Source organism: Kribbella sp. CA-253562, assembly GCF_050942265.1.
GTDB lineage: Bacteria > Actinomycetota > Actinomycetes > Propionibacteriales > Kribbellaceae > Kribbella.
The window spans coordinates 5,949,136-5,964,580 of record NZ_CP192049.1 but is presented as its reverse complement, the minus strand read 5'-3'; the positions used below and the strand labels follow the sequence as shown (position 1 = coordinate 5,964,580).

15 protein-coding genes are annotated in these 15,445 nt (G+C 69.8%); 6 read left to right on the top strand and 9 right to left on the bottom strand.

Annotation, left to right across the window (positions count from 1 at the left end; translation table 11 throughout):
- Positions 1-37: 37 nt before the first annotated feature.
- Positions 38-646, top strand: coding sequence for an HAD-IA family hydrolase (locus tag ACQPXM_RS28080; protein WP_432938808.1), 609 nt, complete (start codon positions 38-40; stop codon positions 644-646).
- Positions 643-1,752 carry an MFS transporter gene (locus tag ACQPXM_RS28075; RefSeq protein WP_432938805.1) on the top strand — a complete coding sequence of 370 codons (1,110 nt, stop codon included), beginning with the start codon at positions 643-645 and terminating at the stop codon, positions 1,750-1,752. The genes ACQPXM_RS28080 and ACQPXM_RS28075 overlap by 4 nt, the downstream gene beginning before the upstream one ends.
- Here the strand turns inward: ACQPXM_RS28075 and ACQPXM_RS28070 are convergent.
- Entirely contained in the window at positions 1,681-2,325 is a 645-nt protein-coding gene (locus tag ACQPXM_RS28070; protein WP_432938803.1) for an HAD family hydrolase, read from the bottom strand. The two genes, ACQPXM_RS28075 and ACQPXM_RS28070, sit on opposite strands and share 72 nt — an antisense overlap.
- Before the next feature lie 192 nt (positions 2,326-2,517).
- On the opposite strand from ACQPXM_RS28070, the gene ACQPXM_RS28065 reads away from it, so the two are divergent.
- The 4 genes from ACQPXM_RS28065 to ACQPXM_RS28050 are packed head-to-tail and all read left to right on the top strand — an operon-like array spanning position 2,518 to position 7,683.
- Positions 2,518-3,801 carry an ABC transporter substrate-binding protein gene (locus ACQPXM_RS28065; RefSeq protein WP_432938801.1) on the top strand — a complete coding sequence of 428 codons (1,284 nt, stop codon included), beginning with the start codon at positions 2,518-2,520 and terminating at the stop codon, positions 3,799-3,801.
- A gap of 1 nt (position 3,802) precedes the next feature.
- The gene (locus ACQPXM_RS28060; protein ID WP_432938798.1) at positions 3,803-4,855 is read left to right on the top strand and encodes a carbohydrate ABC transporter permease; all 1,053 of its coding nucleotides are present in this window, start codon (positions 3,803-3,805) and stop codon (positions 4,853-4,855) included.
- Positions 4,845-5,672 (top strand): carbohydrate ABC transporter permease, encoded by an 828-nt coding sequence (locus ACQPXM_RS28055; RefSeq protein ID WP_432938795.1) that lies wholly within the window; start codon positions 4,845-4,847, stop codon positions 5,670-5,672. Before ACQPXM_RS28060 ends, ACQPXM_RS28055 begins: the two co-directional genes overlap by 11 nt.
- Before the next feature lie 25 nt (positions 5,673-5,697).
- Complete coding sequence (locus ACQPXM_RS28050) at positions 5,698-7,683, top strand: aldo/keto reductase (RefSeq protein ID WP_432938792.1); 1,986 nt, start codon at positions 5,698-5,700, stop codon at positions 7,681-7,683.
- 45 nt (positions 7,684-7,728) lie between these two features.
- Here the strand turns inward: ACQPXM_RS28050 and ACQPXM_RS28045 are convergent, their stop codons facing one another.
- From ACQPXM_RS28045 to ACQPXM_RS28010, 8 genes are read right to left on the bottom strand one after another with little or no spacing between them, the layout of a single operon-like run.
- Positions 7,729-9,240, bottom strand: coding sequence for an ABC transporter substrate-binding protein (locus ACQPXM_RS28045; RefSeq protein ID WP_432938789.1), 1,512 nt, complete (start codon positions 9,238-9,240; stop codon positions 7,729-7,731).
- Positions 9,241-9,279: 39 nt separating this feature from the next.
- Positions 9,280-10,068 carry an endonuclease/exonuclease/phosphatase family protein gene (locus ACQPXM_RS28040; RefSeq protein WP_432938786.1) on the bottom strand — a complete coding sequence of 263 codons (789 nt, stop codon included), beginning with the start codon at positions 10,066-10,068 and terminating at the stop codon, positions 9,280-9,282.
- Complete coding sequence (locus tag ACQPXM_RS28035) at positions 10,065-10,739, bottom strand: histidine phosphatase family protein (RefSeq protein WP_432938784.1); 675 nt, start codon at positions 10,737-10,739, stop codon at positions 10,065-10,067. The genes ACQPXM_RS28040 and ACQPXM_RS28035 overlap by 4 nt, the downstream gene beginning before the upstream one ends.
- The gene (locus ACQPXM_RS28030) at positions 10,736-11,737 is read right to left on the bottom strand and encodes an ABC transporter ATP-binding protein (protein ID WP_432938781.1); all 1,002 of its coding nucleotides are present in this window, start codon (positions 11,735-11,737) and stop codon (positions 10,736-10,738) included. The genes ACQPXM_RS28035 and ACQPXM_RS28030 overlap by 4 nt, the downstream gene beginning before the upstream one ends.
- Positions 11,730-12,776: an ABC transporter ATP-binding protein gene (locus ACQPXM_RS28025; protein ID WP_432938778.1), complete on the bottom strand. Its 1,047-nt coding sequence runs from the start codon at positions 12,774-12,776 to the stop codon at positions 11,730-11,732. Before ACQPXM_RS28025 ends, ACQPXM_RS28030 begins: the two co-directional genes overlap by 8 nt.
- Positions 12,776-13,675, bottom strand: coding sequence for an ABC transporter permease (locus tag ACQPXM_RS28020; RefSeq protein WP_432938776.1), 900 nt, complete (start codon positions 13,673-13,675; stop codon positions 12,776-12,778). The genes ACQPXM_RS28025 and ACQPXM_RS28020 overlap by 1 nt, the downstream gene beginning before the upstream one ends.
- Positions 13,672-14,601 carry a nickel ABC transporter permease gene (nikB, locus tag ACQPXM_RS28015; protein ID WP_432938773.1) on the bottom strand — a complete coding sequence of 310 codons (930 nt, stop codon included), beginning with the start codon at positions 14,599-14,601 and terminating at the stop codon, positions 13,672-13,674. Before nikB ends, ACQPXM_RS28020 begins: the two co-directional genes overlap by 4 nt.
- Positions 14,601-15,368 carry a helix-turn-helix domain-containing protein gene (locus ACQPXM_RS28010; RefSeq protein WP_432938770.1) on the bottom strand — a complete coding sequence of 256 codons (768 nt, stop codon included), beginning with the start codon at positions 15,366-15,368 and terminating at the stop codon, positions 14,601-14,603. The genes nikB and ACQPXM_RS28010 overlap by 1 nt, the downstream gene beginning before the upstream one ends.
- Positions 15,369-15,445: the final 77 nt, after the last annotated feature.

Genomic DNA, 15,445 nt, shown 5'->3' with positions numbered 1-15,445 from the left:
AGGTTATCCTCGGAGAACGAGCTTAATGGAGGCGATCATGCCACTGCGGGACATCCGCGCGGTCCTGTTCGACATGGACGGCACGCTGGTCGACTCCGACGGCGCGGTCGAGCGGGCGTGGAGGACCTGGTCGGCCGAGTACGGCGTCGACCCGCTGGCCGTGCTCGCCGTCGCGCACGGCAGCCCGGCCGAGTCGGTGGTCGCACGAGTGCTGCCCGGTCTCGACCCCGCGGCCCGTGCCCTGGCCGCCGCCCGCCAGCACGAGCTGCAGTACGACGACCTCTCCGATGTCACGGCGACGCCCGGTGCGCACGAGTTGCTCGACCTGCTGGAGGACCGCGGTCTGCCGTGGGCAGTCGTCACCAGCGCGGACCAGCGGCTCGCCAAGGTGCGGCTGGCGGTGGCCGGGATCGAGCCGCGGGTGCTGGTCACCATCGAGGACATCACCCACGGCAAGCCGGATCCGGAGGGCTACCTGCGCGGCGCCGAGCTGCTCGGCGTACCGGCGGAGCAGTGCCTGGTCGTCGAGGATGCGGAGGTCGGCCTGGCCGCTGGTCGAGCGGCCGGGGCGCAGACGGCTGCGCTCAAAGGACTGAAGGGTGACGTCGAGCTGAGGGACCTGCACCAGCTTGCCGCGCTGCTATGACCACACGCGTCGACTTCCGGATCGGTCTGGCCCTGTCGGCTCTCGGCTTCCTGCTGGCCGGACTCGGGGCGTCGGTGGCCGTGCTGGCCAGAGACCTGGACAAGCCGACCGACGAGTTGGCCCTGCTCTCGTCGGCCTTTGCCATCGGCCTGCTGATCGTCGCCGTCACCGGCCCGCTCCTGCTGCGCACGCTGCACATCGGAACGGTCCTGCGCGTCGGCTCCCTCGTCTGCGGAGTCGGTGCCGCGTCGCTCGCGCTGGCCCACGGCTTCGTCCTGGCGGTCGCCGGCGGGCTGCTGATCGGAATCGGCGGCGCACTGCTCGTGCTGGTCGCGCCGCTGCTCCTGCATGGCCCGACGGCTGCCGCGCGGCTGACCAGAGTCAACGCGGTGGCCAGTGCTACGGGCATCTTCGCTCCGCTGGCGATCGGTGGCGTCGACTCGCTCGGTGCGACAGGTCGGCTGGCCCTGCTGGCCGCCGTACCGCCGCTGCTCCTGCTGGCCGCTCTGGCCGGCCCCGGCGACGGGCCCAGTCCGCATGACTCGAGCCAGCGGGCGCCCGGATCGCATGTCCTGCGCGGGTGGGTGCGCGTCGTACTGGCGGTGGCGGTCGAGTTCTGCTTCGTCGTGTGGGCTGTGGCCCGGCTCGCGGCGACCGGCGTACCGATGGCTGGTGCCGCCCTGCTCGGCAGCGCCTTTCCGATCGGCATGGCAGTCGGCCGGGCGATCGGTCCGCTGCACTTGCGCGGCTGGTCACCGATGATCCCAGCCGCACTGCTCGCGACCGGGGGCACGCTGCTCGTCAGCTTGTTCGACGCGCCAGCCGCTGTCACCGCCGGACTGGTCCTCGCCGGACTGGGAGTAGCGCCGCTCTACCCACTCACCATCGCCGCGCTGGTCGCCATCCCGGGCATCAATCCCGCCCGCCTGGCAGCACTCGGCGCCCTCGCCTCCGGTACGGCGATCCTGCTGGCCCCCAGCTTCCTGGCCGCGCTGGCCGGCTGGCTCGACCTGCGAACCGCCTTCCTGATCCCGCTACCGCTGCTGGCCCTGCTCTGGGCCATCAGTCGCGACCGGAAGCCCGTAGCCGTGAAGGAGCCCGCGTAGCGCCGGTACGCCGGCCGACAGGTGGAACTCCTCGGCGTGCAGCCCGGCCTCGCGCGCTCCGGCGACGTTGGCCGGGTTGTCGTCGACGAACAGCACCGACGCCGGCGGCTGGTCGATCGCGGTCAGAATCGTCTTGAAGTACGCCGGATCCGGCTTCGCGACGCCCAGGTCGCAGGAGTAGAACGACTGGTCGAACCACTGCGCGTAGCCGCGCTCGTCGTTCATAATCGCGCGCCGGTACGGCTGCTGATTGGTCGCCAGATGACTCGGTACGCCGGCCGCGCGCAGCTCCTGGACGACTTCGATCGCCTCCGGTACGGCCGCGAACTGCTCCCACAGCACCAGCAGGTCCGCCAGCGGCGTCGTCACCTCCCAGCGGGTCAGCACCTCGGCCATCGCCTCCCGGAAGTCGCCCTTGCCGGCCAGCGACGGGCCCTCGGCGGCCATCAGGTCGAGCACGAACTCGTCGGCCGACTGGTCCGGGCGGATGAAGGTCGCCAGCTTGGCTTGCCAGTCGACGGTCGGCAGCTGGATCACGCCGTCGGCGTCGAACAGCACGGCTTCGATGCTCATACCGCCATCCAACCAGCCCGCCGGATCCGCCGGGCGCGGCGGTCCGGACAAGGCGCGGCCGGTTCCGGACGATGGGCCACCCGGCGGGACGAGCCCTTGACCGGTTCAGTTGGTATGCGCTTACCTTGACGCCACCCGAACACTGGCGAACAACTTCTGGCGTTATCGAACACAGAGAGCCCGGTGAGGCGCATGACTCTGACCCGACGGAAGTTCCTGGCCCTGACCGCCGGCGGTGCCGCCGCGGCGACGGGCCTCAGCGGCTGCGGCTCGGTGAGCTCACTCGGCGGGCCCGACGAGCTGAGTCTGTGGGCGTGGACCGGATCGGTGAACGACGATCTGGTCGCCCAGGCGGCCCAAGGCATCCCCGGCGCGCCCGGCAAGAAGATCTCGCTGACCCGGATCGGCGGCGACTACAAGACCAAGCTGCTGACCAGCCTGGCCGGCAAGTCGCTGGTCCCCGACATCGTCGGCCTGAACGACGACGTGGCCACCTACTTCCCGAACGCCGACCAGTTCCTCGACCTGCACGAGCTCGGCGCGGACAAGTTCAAGCCCGAGTTCCTGGAATGGAAGTGGAAGCTCGGCATCACTCCGGAGAACCGGATGATGGCCTACCCGATGGACACCGGCCCGACCGCGCTGTTCTACCGCCGCGACATCTTCGAGAAGGCCGGCCTGCCGACCGAGCCCGGTGACGTGGCCGCCGCCGCGCCCGAGTGGAACGACTTCATCGAGCTCGGCAAGAAGCTCAAGCAGGCGGTCCCCGGCTCGGCGATCACCGACAACATTACCTCGGTCTACCAGTACGCGCTGGCCCAGCTGCCCAAGCGCTACATGACGCCGGACGGTGCCTACATCGGCGACGGCGACCACATCAAGCAGGCCTGGGACCTGGCCGTACGGGTGGTGGAGGAAGGGTTGTCCGCCAACGCGCAGGACGGCAGCACCGACGCGAACGCCGTCGTCACCAACGGCCGGCTGGTCGCCTTCGTCGGCGCGGTCTGGTGGGCCCAGCTCGGCCCGAAGAACGCGGCGCCGAAGACGAAGGGCCTGTGGCGGGTCACCCCGGCGCCCGGCGGTCCGGGCAACCGGGGCGGCTCTTTCCTCGCGATCACCAAGTACTGCAAGGATCCCGAGGCGGCGTTCGCGTTCATCACCTGGCTGGAGTCGGCCAAGAACCAGGCCCAGTCGTTCCTCGACCCGGTCCTGTTCCCCTCGACGCCGGCCAGCTACGACGACCCGAAGATGACCGGCCCGGACCCGTTCTTCGGCGGCCAGAAGATCGTCGACGTGTTCGCCGAGTCCGCGCAGAAGTACCCGGGCACCTACTTCAGCCCGTACGACTCGATCATCAACGACCCGATCAAGGCCGAGCTGGTGAACATCGAGATCGGCAGCAAGTCCTCGGACCAGGCCTGGCGGGACGCGCAGAAACTGGTCGACCGGGAGCTGACCAGAGTGGGGGCGATCTGAGATGGCCGTCAGCGACGCACTGCGCTCCACCGCCGCCGTCAGCACCACGCCGGACACCGACCCGAGCAAGCGGCCGAACAGGTTCAGGCAAGCGATCCCGCAGTACGCCGCGGTGTCGCCGTTTTTCGTGCTGTTCGCGATCTTCGGCGCGTTCCCGGTGTTCTTCTCGATCTGGCTGTCGTTCCACTCCTGGGACGGCATCGGCACGATGACCTGGGTCGGGCTGGAGCAGTACAGCTACCTGCTCACCGACCCGACGTTCTGGAAGTCGATCACCAACACGCTGATCATCTGGGTGATCTCGACCGTGCCGATGTTGCTGCTGGCCCTGATCATCGCCAACGCGCTGCACAACGCGACCCGGTTCCGCAGCTTCTACCGGATCGCGTACTTCATTCCCAACATCACCTCGGTGGTCGCGGTGACGATGGTGTTCGGCTCGATCTTCAGCAACAACTTCGGCCTGCTGAACGCCTTCATGACCTCGGTCGGGCTGGACAAGATCGAGTGGCTCAGCCAGCCGTGGGGCATCAAGGTCGCGATCGCGACCATCGTGGCCTGGCGCTGGACCGGCTACAACGCGATCATCTTCCTGGCCGGCCTGCAGGCGATCTCGTCCGACATCTACGAGGCCGCCAAGGTCGACGGCGCGTCGCCGCGGCAGCAGTTCTGGCAGATCACCGTGCCGCTGCTGCGCCCGGTGATCCTGTTCACCACGGTCACCTCGACGATCGGCGGCCTGCAGATCTTCACCGAGTCGCAGGTGCTGTTCGGCAGCAGCGGCGCGATCGGCGGCCCCGGCGACGGCGGTCTGACCATCGTGTCCTACCTGTACGACAACGCCTTCGGCTCCAACCAGTTCGGCTACGGCGCGGCGATCGGCTGGGCGCTGTTCGTGCTGATCGTGCTGTTCTCGATCATCAACTGGCGGCTGATCGGCGGCAACGACGACGAACGGCTGACCCGCCGGGCCGCCCGGCGGGTGCAGCGCAGGATCGCCGCCGAGCAGACCGCCGCCGCCACCGCCGGGAAGGAGTCCACCGATGCGCACTGAACGAGTCCGTGAGGTGGTCAGCCACGTCGTGCTGATGCTCGGCGTGCTGGTCTCGATCTTCCCGTTCTACTGGATGCTGGTGATGGCCTCGAACACCACGCCGGACATCTTCACCTACCCACCGAAGCTGGTGCTCGGCTCGCACCTGTGGGAGAACATGCGCAACGTGCTGGACAACATCGACTTCTTCGGCGCGATGCTGCTCACGCTGCTCGCGTCGCTCGGAGTCACCGTGCTGGTGCTGTTCTTCGACTCGCTGGCCGCGTTCGCGTTCGCCAAGTACGAGTTCCCCGGCCGGAACCTGCTGTTCGGCATCCTGCTGGTCACCTTCATGATCCCGTCCCAGCTGGCGCTGGTGCCGCAGTTCGTCACGCTGGCCGAGTTCGGCTGGATCGGGTCGCTGAAGGCGCTGATCATCCCGGGCGCGGCGAACGCGTTCGGCATCTTCTGGATGCGCCAGTACGCCAAGGGCGCGATCCCCGACGAACTGATCTCGGCCGCCAAGGTCGACGGCGCCGGCTTCTTCCGGCAGTACCTCACCGTCGGCCTGCCGGTGCTGCGGCCCGGTCTGGCCTTTCTCGGCATCTTCACCTTCATCAACGTGTGGAACGACTACCTCTGGCCGCTGATCGTGATGACCGATCCCAATCGGCTCACTCTCCAGGTCGCCCTCCAGCAGCTGAACGGTGTCTACGGCACCGACTACAGCATGGTGATGGCGGGCGCCCTGATGAGTGTGATCCCCTTGATCGGGGTCTTCATCATCGGCGGCCGCCACTTCATCGCCGACATCGCCGCCGGCGCCATGAAATTCTGATCGTCCATCGTCTTTAGGGGCCTACGTGCAACTCGACAAGATCCGCTGGGGAGTCCTGGGAACCGGCAACATCGCTTCCCGGTTCGCCAGTCAGCTCCCGTCCTCGGCCACCGGCGTGCTCGCCGCGGTCGGCAGCCGCAGCCAGGCCTCGGCCGACGCGTTCGGGGACCAGTTCGCGATCCCGCACCGGCACGCGTCGTACGAGGCGCTGCTGGCCGACGACACCGTCGACGCGGTCTACATCGCCACCCCGCACCCGCTGCACCCGCAGTGGGCGATCAAGGCGGCCGAGGCCGGCAAGCACGTGCTGTGCGAGAAACCGCTGGCGATCAACCGGTCGTGGGCCGCGGCGATGATCGAGGCCGCGGTCCGGCACGACGTCTTCTTGATGGAGGCGTACATGTACCGGTGCCTGCCGCAGACCAAGCTGATCGCACAGCTGGTCCGCGACGGCGAGATCGGCACCGTGCACCAGATCCAGGCCTCGTTCGCGTTCCAGTCGCAGTTCAACGCCGGGCACCGCCTGTACGCCGACGAGCTGGCCGGCGGCGGCATTCTCGACGTCGGCGGCTACCCGGTCTCGATGGCCCGGCTGATCGCGGGGGCCGCGGTCGGCAAGCCGTTCGCCGACCCCGCGGCCGTCACCGCCGCGGGCACGGTCGGCGAGACCGGCGCCGACGAGTGGGCGGTCGCGACGCTGTTCTTCGACAGCGGACTGACCGCGCACGTCAACACCGGCGTCCGGCTGAAGGACGAGCCGCTGGTCAAGGTCTACGGCAGCGAGGGCTACCTGGTGGTCGAGGACCCGTGGTTCGGCGGCGACGGCAAGCCGACCCACGTGACCGTGCACAAGGTGGGCCAGGAGCCGCGGGACATCTCCGCGGAACCGGCCTTCATCTACGCCGCCGAGGCGGACGCGGTCGCCGCCGCGATCGAGCAGCGGCAGGCGCCGGAGATGTCCTGGGCGGACACGCTGGGCAACCTGGAGGTCCAGGACGAGTGGCGCAAGCTGATCGGCCAGCAGTACGCCAGCGAGCGCGACGACGCGGTGATCCCCACCACGACCGGCCGCCCGCTGGCCCGGCGTGACGACGCCCCGATGACGTACGGCACGGTGCCCGGCCTGGACAAGCAGGTCTCCCGGCTGGTGATGGGCGTCGACAACCAGAACACGCTGCCGCACGCCGCGACGATCTTCGACGACTTCGTCGAGCGCGGCGGCACGACGTTCGACACTGCCTACATCTACGGCGGCGGCCGCGGCGAGAAGCTGCTCGGGCAGTGGATGACGTCGCGCGGCAACCGTGACGAGGTGGTTGTCATCGGCAAGGGTGCGCACACGCCGCACTGCGATCCGGAGTCGATCACCCGGCAGCTGACCGAAAGCCTCGAGCGGCTGCAGACCGACCACGTCGACCTCTACCTGATGCACCGCGACAACGAGAAGATTCCGGTCGGCGAGTTCGTCGACGTCCTGGACGAGCACTTCCGGGCCGGCCGGATCAAGGCGTACGGCGGGTCGAACTGGTCCACCACGCGCTTCGACGAGGCCAATGCCTACGCCGCGGCGAACGGCAAGCAGCCGTTCACGCTGCTGAGCAACCACCTCAGCCTGGCCCGCGCGTACGACGTCCCGTGGCAGGGTTGCCGGCACGTCAGCGACGACGAGTCGCAGGCGTGGTTGCGGGAGCGGCAGGTCGCGTTGTTCCCGTGGTCGAGCCAGGCCCGCGGGTTCTTCACCGGACGGGCCAAGCCCGAGGACACCTCCGACGAGGAGCTCGTGCGCTGCTTCTACTCCGACGAGAACTTCCGGCGGCTGGACCGAGCCCGGGAGTTGGCCGCGGCCAAGGGCGTCGAGCCGACCGCGATCGCGCTGGCCTGGCTGCTGCACCAGCCGTACCCGGTCTTCCCGCTGATCGGTCCGCGCCAGATCTCCGAGACCCGGACCTCTCTGCCGGGTCTGTCGGTGAGCCTGACCGACGAGGAGGTCGCCTACCTGACCGCGAACTGACGACACCGGGCCGGCCCGCGGAGAGCGGGCCGGCCCGGTGCGTTCTCAGCTTGCCGCGACGGTGACCTTCGCGAACAGGGGGCGTCCGCTCGGCGGCATCACGAAGTTGCGGACCCGGTCCCGGTGCGCGCTGTTGCTGGCCAGGTCGGCCGGGAAGATGCCGACGGCATCGGTCCAGATGATCTGCCCGGCGTCGGCGTACAGCTTGGCCCGGGCCGCCTGGTCGATCGACGTCCGGGCGTCGAGCAACAACTTGTCCAGCGCCGGGTTGCAGTAGCCGTTGCGCTTGGCCGAACAGATGTAGAGCCGGGCCAGCGTGTAGTCGGCGTCCCCGGTGCCGCTCACGTTGGTCTGCAGGTTCATGTCCCAGTTCAGCTTGCCGAAGTCCTCCAGCCACTGCGCCCGCTCCTTCTCCAGCGGCTGCACCTTGACGCCGATCTTGGCCCAGTCCGAGATCATCGCCTGCGCCAGCGCCCGGATGTTCGGGCCGCCTTCGAGCGGCCACTGCATCGACGTCGTGAACCCGTTCGGCAGCCCGGCCTGCGCCAGCAGTTGCTTCGCCTTCGCCGGGTCGTAGGCGTACGGCGCCAGCTTCGGCGCGCCGATCACGCCTTGGGCCAGCGGTGCCTGCGCGACCGTCGCCAGGTCGCCGAACAGGTCCTTGACCGTGCCCTGGAGGTTCAGCGCGTGCCACATCGCCTGCCGGACCTTCGGGTCGTCGAACGGCTTGCGCTTGTGGTTGAACCAGTTGAAGTAGTACGTCCAGCTCGGCGTCGTCGCGTAGGTGATGCCCTGGCTGTCCTTCACCTCCGCGACCTGGTCCGGCGGGATCTGGGTGAGCACGTCGACCTCACCGTTCTCCAGCCCGGTGATCCGCCCGGCCACCTCCGGGATGTTGACGAACTCGAGCTTCGCCAGCTCCGGCGCCCCGTCCCAGTACGACGGGTTGGCGGCCAGCTCCAGCTTCTCGTCGGGCTGGAACGCCGTCACCGTGAACGGGCCGGTGCCGATCGGCTTGGCGAAGAAGCCGTCGGCGTCGACCTTGCCGGCCGGGCCGATGAACAGCAGCGTCAGCGAGCTGAGCAACGTGCCGAGCGGCTTGCTGGTCTTGACCGTCAGAGTCAGGTCGTCGGTCGCCTCGAACGACGTCACGCTCGCGTACAGCGGGACCAGCGGGCCCTCCAGCTTCTGGTGCCGCTGGTACGACGCGACGACGTCCTTCGCGGTGAACGGCGTACCGTCGCTGAACTTCACGCCTTCGCGCAGCTTGAACACCCAGGTGTTGGGATCGGGATTCTGCCAGGAGGCGGCCAGGACCGGGACGATCTTGCCGTTGTCGACCCGGACCAGCGGTTCGAGGATCTGCTGGATCGCGGTCTGCACCGCCTCCTCCCCGGCGTACTTGTGGGTGTCCAGGGAGACCGGGAACATCGCCGGCGCGTAGCGCAGCACCTGGTCGCCGGAGCCCGGCTCGCTCGCCGGCGAGCAGGCACTGAGCCCGGTCGCCAGCGTGGTCACGGCGACCAGCGCGGCCACCACCAGCTTTCGCTTCCTCATCACTTGTCGTTCTCCTTTGCAGGGGCTGGGCCACGGGCCTCAGGACGGCGGGCGCGTGAACGTGTAGGTGGCGGCGACCGGGTAGTGGTCCGAGGGCGCGCGGCCGGCCTGGAAGTACTCGACGACCTCGCTGCAGCGGACCGCGAGCGGGCCGCGGGAGAAGATCCAGTCGATCGCCTTCGGCGGCGACGCCAGCGGTGACAGCCGGGTCCCGATCGGGCCGGGTGCGACGGTCGGCACCACCGGATGGGTGACGGGGGAGTGGCGGCCGAGCGCGGTGAAGCTGTCCAGGAAACCGGCGTTGCCCAGCTCCCACTGCGGTGGGCCGATGTCGTTGATGTCGACGGTGAACAGGCACGCGCCGCGTCCGGCCAGCCGATCGAGCGTCTCGCCGATCGCGCGGGCCTGACGGACCCGGCGGTTCTCCAGGTCGGACCGTTCGTCCGGGTGCCCGGGCCAGGTCAGGTGCGCCGTACTGAACAGGAGGTCGGGGGAGCCGTCGGCTGGACGGAGGCGGACCCAGAACAGACGCGCGTCCGGGGACAGGATGCCGACGTCCTCGGCGCCGTGCTCCAGCGGCGTGAACAGGTCGCGACGCCACCACAGGTTGCTCTGCGTCTCCCAGCCGGCGTCGCCGTCGACCCGGTCGTGGTCCGGCAGCGCCTTGTCGAGCAGGTCTCTGGTGACGCCGCGCAGTTCCTGGACGGCGAGCAGGTCGGGCGGTCTGGTCTCGAACAGGCCGGTGAGCGCGTCGCGCCGGTCGTCGAGGTGGAAGTCGGCCCACAGGTTGTAGGTCATCGCGACGAAGCTGAAGGTGCTCAGAGTCATGCCGGCTGCTCCTCGGCGGGCTCGGTGACGGTCGAGGTGGGCACGTTGTACGACGTGAGACTGCTGGCGCCGTCGGTCACGCGGATCGTGGTGAGCGAGCAGTTGACCGGTGGATCCAGCAGCACCTGGCCACCCGGCGGCAACCGCAACGCCGATGCCGCCGCGACCCGGATCGGGCCGCCGTGCGTTCCGACCAGCACCCGCCGCGCGCCACTGGCGGCGATGTCCCGCACCGCGTCCCAGACCCGGGCCCGCAGGTGCGCGAAGGTCTCGCCACCACCCCGGGCGACGTCCTCGCCACGGGCGAACGCGGCGACGACGTCGGGCTCCTCGGCCAGCACTTCGGCGAAGGTCCGCCCGCCCCAGGTGCCGACGTCGATCTCCCGCCAGCGCGGATCGATCCGGACACCGTCTTCGTCGCGTCCGAAGAACCGAGCGCTCTTGGGCACAGTCCTTCGGACGTTGTCGAGGTAGGGGCGAAGAGTCTCGGTGACGCGTTGCAGGTCGCTGGCGACGACGGCGTCGAACGGTGTGTCGGCCAGGTACTCGGCGGCGAGCTTCGCCTGGTGCCGGCCGAGCGGGCTGAGACCGGTGCCCTGCTGGCCTTGGTAGCGGTCTTCGGCGTTCCACAGGGACTCGCCGTGGCGGAGGAGGACGAGTTCTACGGTCATCGGCCGGCTCCGGCGAGATCGGCGGCGAAGTGGCAGGCGGCCGGATGCTGGTCGAGGCGGAGCTCGAGCGCCGGCTCGGTGGTCGCGCACAGGTCCTCGGCCCTCCAGCACCGGGTCCGGAACCGGCATCCCGACGGCGGATCGGCCGGTGACGGGACGTCCCCGCCGATGATGATCTGCTCGCGCGGCGGCCGCGTCCACGGCTTCGGATACGGTACGGCGGACAGCAGCGCTTGGGTGTAGGGATGGATCGGCCGCGTGAACAGCTCGTCCTGCGGCGCCGTCTCGACGATCCGCCCGAGGTACATCACCGCGACCTGGTCGGAGATGTGCCGGACAACGGACAGGTCGTGCGCGATGAACAGGTACGCCAGTCCGAGGTCGCTACGCAGATCGGCCAGCAGGTTGAGGACCTGAGCCTGGACCGACACGTCGAGCGCCGACACCGCCTCGTCGCAGATCACCAGCTTCGGCCGCAGCGCCAGCGCGCGGGCGATGCCGATCCGTTGCCGCTGGCCACCGGAGAACTGGTGCGGGTACCGGCGGGCGTGGTCGGGATTGAGACCGACCCGTTCGAGCAGGTCGCGGACCTCGGCGTGGTGCCGGTTGCGCGGTACGACGTCCGGGTGGATCTCCCAGGCCTCGGTGATGATCTGCTCGACCGTCGCCCGCGGGTTCAGCGAGGCGTACGGGTCCTGGAAGATCATCTGCAGCTGCCGGCGGACCCGCCGCATCGATGCCTTGGGCAACGAGGTCAGTTCCTCGCCCTCGAACACGATGCTGCCCGAGCGGGCCTGCTCCAGGCCGACGATGGTCCGGGCGACGGTCGACTTGCCCGACCCGGACTCGCCGACCAGCCCGAGCGTGCCGCCCGGCATGACGTCGAAGGAGACGCCCGCGACGGCCTGGATGTGGCCGACCGTTCGCCGCAGGACGGACGACCGCAGCGGGAAGCTGGTGTGCAGGTCACGGACGGAGAGCAGTGGAGTGTCAGACATGCGGTACTCCCTGGCTGAGGACCTGGTCGGCGTGGTGGCAGGCCGACTGGTGGCCGGACATCCGGCCGGGCGCGGGCAGCAACGGGGGCTCCTGCTCGGCGCAGATGGTGCCGGCGTACTGGCAGCGGGGGCGGAAGGAGCAGCCGGACGGCAGATGGAGGAGGTCGGGTGGTGAGCCCTGGATCGGCGTCAGGCGCTGGCGTGGGCCGTCGATGACCGGGACCGAACCCATCAGGCCCGCGGTGTAGGGATGCGCGCTGTGGTCGTAGACCTCGCGGATCGGACCGGTCTCGACCACGCGGCCGGCGTACATCATCACGACCCGGTCGGCGACGTCCGCGACGACGCCGAGGTCGTGCGTGATCAGGACCAGCGACATGCCCTCCTCGGCCTGGAGCCGGGCGAGCAGCTGCATGATCTGCGCCTGGACGGTGACGTCGAGCGCGGTGGTCGGCTCGTCGGCGATCAGCAGCTTCGGCGACAGCGCGAGCGCCATCGCGATCATCACCCGCTGCCGCATCCCGCCGGAGAACTGGTGCGGGTAGTCGTCCAGCCGCTTCGCGGCCGCCGGGATGCCGACCCGGCGCATCAGGTCCAGCGCCTCGGCCCGGGCCTGCTTGCGGGACGCGCCGCGGTGCTTGCGGAACATCTCGCCGATCTGGGCGCCGACCCGGAAGACCGGGTTGAGTGAGCTGAGCGGGTCCTGGAAGACCATCGCGATCTCCCGGCCGCGCAGGCTGCCCGCTGTACCGGGGGCGAGCAGGTCGCGGCCGGCGTAGGAGATGCTGCCGCCGGTGACCCGGCCGGCGGGCTTCGGCACGATGCCGAGAATCGCCTGCGCGGTGACGCTCTTGCCGCTCCCGGACTCGCCGAGCAGCGCCACCGTCTCGCCGGGCCGGACGTCGAAGGAGGCGCCATCGACCGCCGTCACCGTGCCGGCTGAGGTGGAGAACTCGACCCGGAGGTCGCGGACGCTCAGCAGTGCGGCGGAGGGCGACGGTGCGGTCGGGATCACCGTAGGGTCGTCGGTCGCGGTCATCACAGGCTCCTCAGGCGCGGGTCGTAGCGGTCGCGGAGGGCGTCGCCGAGCACGCCCAGCGAGATCACCAGGAAGGCCAGCGCGATCCCGGGCACCGTCGAGATCCACCAGGCGTCGGCCAGATAGTTGCGGCCGTTCGCGATCGTGACGCCCCAGCTCGGCGTACTGGCCGGGGTGCCGAGACCGAGGAAGCTGAGCGACGCCTCGGCCAGGATCACGTGGCCGATCTCGACGGTGGCGACGACGAGCACCGGGGCGACCGACGCCGGAAGCACGCAGCGGCGGATCAGCCGCCACGTCCCGGCACCGAGCGTGCGGGACGCGTCGACGAACTCGCGCCGGCGGGTGGTCAGGGCCTGGCCGCGAGCGACCCGGGCGAAGGTGACCCAGTTGGACACCGCCAGCACGATCACGACGTTGACCACGCTCGGGCCGAGCAGGGCGGCGATGAAGATCGCCAGCAGGATCGAGGGGAAGGCGAGCTGGATGTCGGCCAGGCGCATCAGGACGCCGTCCAGCCAGCCGCCGAAGTAGCCGGCCGCGATGCCCACCGTCACACCGATCGTGCCGGCCAGCAGCAGGGTGGCCAGGCCGACCGCGATCGAGATCCTTGCCCCCTGCAACATCTGCGCGAGCAGGTCCTGGCCGACCTGGTCGGTGCCGAAGATCGCCAGCGAGCCGTCGGACAGCCGGCTGCCGGGCGGTTTGAGGCGGTCCGCCGTCCGGGTCGCGACCGAGTCGAAGTCGATCAGCCAGGGGCCGATCGCGGCGGCCACGACGTACGAGGCGATGACGATCAGGCCGAAGCGGATCCGGGCGGTGCCGGCGCGGGACTTGCGCGCGGCGGCCGGTGCGGCGAGCGGAGTCGTGGTGGTCAGGTCGAGTTCGGTGGAGGTCATCGGTCACCAGCCAGGCGGACGCGCGGGTCCAGGAAGCCGTAGAGCAGGTCCACGAGCAGGTTGATCAGGACGAAGATGGTGGCCACCAGCAAGATGGCGGCCTGGACGACGCCGTAGTCGCGGCGGCTGATCGAGTCGATCAGCAGGCGCCCGACGCCGGGCCAGGCGAAGACGGTCTCGACGATCACGGTGCCGCCGAGCAGCGCGCCGAACTGGAGGCCGACGACGGTGACAATTGGGATCAGGGCGTTGCGCAGGGCGTGGACGAGAATCACTCCGCCCTCGGCGAGACCTTTGGCGCGTGCCGTCTGTACGTAGCCCTCGTGCACGACTTCCAGCAGGCCGCTGCGGGTCAGGCGGACGAGGATCGCGAGGAACGGCAGGGCGAGGGTGACCGTCGGCAGGACGAGATGGGCCCAGCTGCCGGAGCCGGAGCTCGGCAGGACCTGCAGGTTGCGGGCGAAGACCAGGATCATCACGATTCCGAGCCAGAACGACGGGGTGGACTGGCCGAGCAGGGAGAACACGGAGATCGTGCGATCGAGCCAGGTGTTGGCCTTGAGGGCCGCGATCACGCCGAGCGGAAGGCCGATCAGCAGCGACAGCAGCAACGCCGTACTGGCCAGCTGGATCGTGGCGGGGACTCGCTGCATCACCAGGGTCATCGAGTCGGTGCTGAGCCGGAACGACTGGCCGAAGTCGAGATTGACGACGTTGGTCAGGTAGGTCACGTACTGCTGGGCCAGCGAGTGGTCGAGCCCCAGTTGGGCTCTGAGCGCGTCCACCTGCGCCTGATCGGCGTCCGGCCCGAGCATGATGTACGCCGGATCGCCCGGCACCAGGCGGAGTACGACGAAGATGATCGTCACCGCACCCCACAACACGAACACCGAGAAGAACAACCGCCGGACGACATAGGCCCCCATCAGGCGCCCTGCCGCCGTACGGATGCCGCTGCCGCGGGAGCTGGACGGCGATCGGCCTGGCCGGGACCGAGGCGTGCCGCGGCCCGGTGCAGCACCGGGGCGTAGCGACGGATCTCCGCCAGCGACGCCGGGTGCGCGAGCTCGGCACCCAACGCTCCCGCGCATCCCCCGGCGCCGTCCGGCACTGGCACCGCCACCATCCGCGGCAAGGCGGCCACCGGGCGAGCGTTGTGTGCGAAGCCGACCTCGCGCACTCGCCGCAGCGTGTCCAGCAGTTCGGCGCCGCCTTCGACCTCTGCCGGCGGAAGGCCGGCCAGGTAGGCCCGGCCCAGAGCGCTCGCCCGCAAGGGCACCGCGTCCCCCGGCGATGCCGTACGCGTCGCTCCGTCGGCGCCCGTTGCCTCGCTCGCGCCAGCCGGGTGCCCGGCGGGTGCCGGCCGGGCGACTGCTGCGATCTCCAGGACCGTTCCGCCGGTGCGGGGGAGCGGTCTGGCCAGCACAACCAGGCAGTTCAGCTGGGTGGCGGCTTCGGCGAGCAGGTCGGGGTGGGCAGCTGTGGTGCGGCGCAGCGCGGACAAGCCGTCGGTGGCGCAGTAGAGGTGGTCGTCGACGCGGCGGGCCAGGCCGTGGGCGCAGAACGTCGCCAGGATCCGGTGCACCGTGCTCTTGTGCAGGCCGATCGTGCCGGCCAGTTCGGTCACGCCGTACGGGCGGTCCTGGCGGTTCAGTTCGGCGAGCACGGTGAGCGCTCGGCTGAGCGACTGCATGGCGACCTCGATTCAGACGGATGAGGGGGTCGCTACATGAACGTTAACGGTAGCGTTAATGCACCGTAGAAGCGTGA

Excerpts from the sequence above, each read along its gene's own strand:
- ACQPXM_RS28010 (WP_432938770.1), bottom strand. The coding sequence starts at position 15,368 with ATGCAGTCGCTCAGCCGAGCGCTCACCGTGCTCGCCGAACTGAACCGC.
- ACQPXM_RS28065 (WP_432938801.1), top strand. The coding sequence starts at position 2,518 with ATGACTCTGACCCGACGGAAGTTCCTGGCCCTGACCGCCGGCGGTGCC.
- ACQPXM_RS28080 (WP_432938808.1), top strand. The coding sequence starts at position 38 with ATGCCACTGCGGGACATCCGCGCGGTCCTGTTCGACATGGACGGCACG.
- ACQPXM_RS28025 (WP_432938778.1), bottom strand. The coding sequence starts at position 12,776 with ATGACCGCGACCGACGACCCTACGGTGATCCCGACCGCACCGTCGCCC.
- nikB (WP_432938773.1), bottom strand. The coding sequence starts at position 14,601 with ATGGGGGCCTATGTCGTCCGGCGGTTGTTCTTCTCGGTGTTCGTGTTG.
- ACQPXM_RS28040 (WP_432938786.1), bottom strand. The coding sequence starts at position 10,068 with ATGACTCTGAGCACCTTCAGCTTCGTCGCGATGACCTACAACCTGTGG.
- ACQPXM_RS28070 (WP_432938803.1), bottom strand. The coding sequence starts at position 2,325 with ATGAGCATCGAAGCCGTGCTGTTCGACGCCGACGGCGTGATCCAGCTG.
- ACQPXM_RS28045 (WP_432938789.1), bottom strand. The coding sequence starts at position 9,240 with ATGAGGAAGCGAAAGCTGGTGGTGGCCGCGCTGGTCGCCGTGACCACG.
- ACQPXM_RS28020 (WP_432938776.1), bottom strand. The coding sequence starts at position 13,675 with ATGACCTCCACCGAACTCGACCTGACCACCACGACTCCGCTCGCCGCA.
- ACQPXM_RS28055 (WP_432938795.1), top strand. The coding sequence starts at position 4,845 with ATGCGCACTGAACGAGTCCGTGAGGTGGTCAGCCACGTCGTGCTGATG.
- ACQPXM_RS28075 (WP_432938805.1), top strand. The coding sequence starts at position 643 with ATGACCACACGCGTCGACTTCCGGATCGGTCTGGCCCTGTCGGCTCTC.
- ACQPXM_RS28030 (WP_432938781.1), bottom strand. The coding sequence starts at position 11,737 with ATGTCTGACACTCCACTGCTCTCCGTCCGTGACCTGCACACCAGCTTC.
- ACQPXM_RS28060 (WP_432938798.1), top strand. The coding sequence starts at position 3,803 with ATGGCCGTCAGCGACGCACTGCGCTCCACCGCCGCCGTCAGCACCACG.
- ACQPXM_RS28035 (WP_432938784.1), bottom strand. The coding sequence starts at position 10,739 with ATGACCGTAGAACTCGTCCTCCTCCGCCACGGCGAGTCCCTGTGGAAC.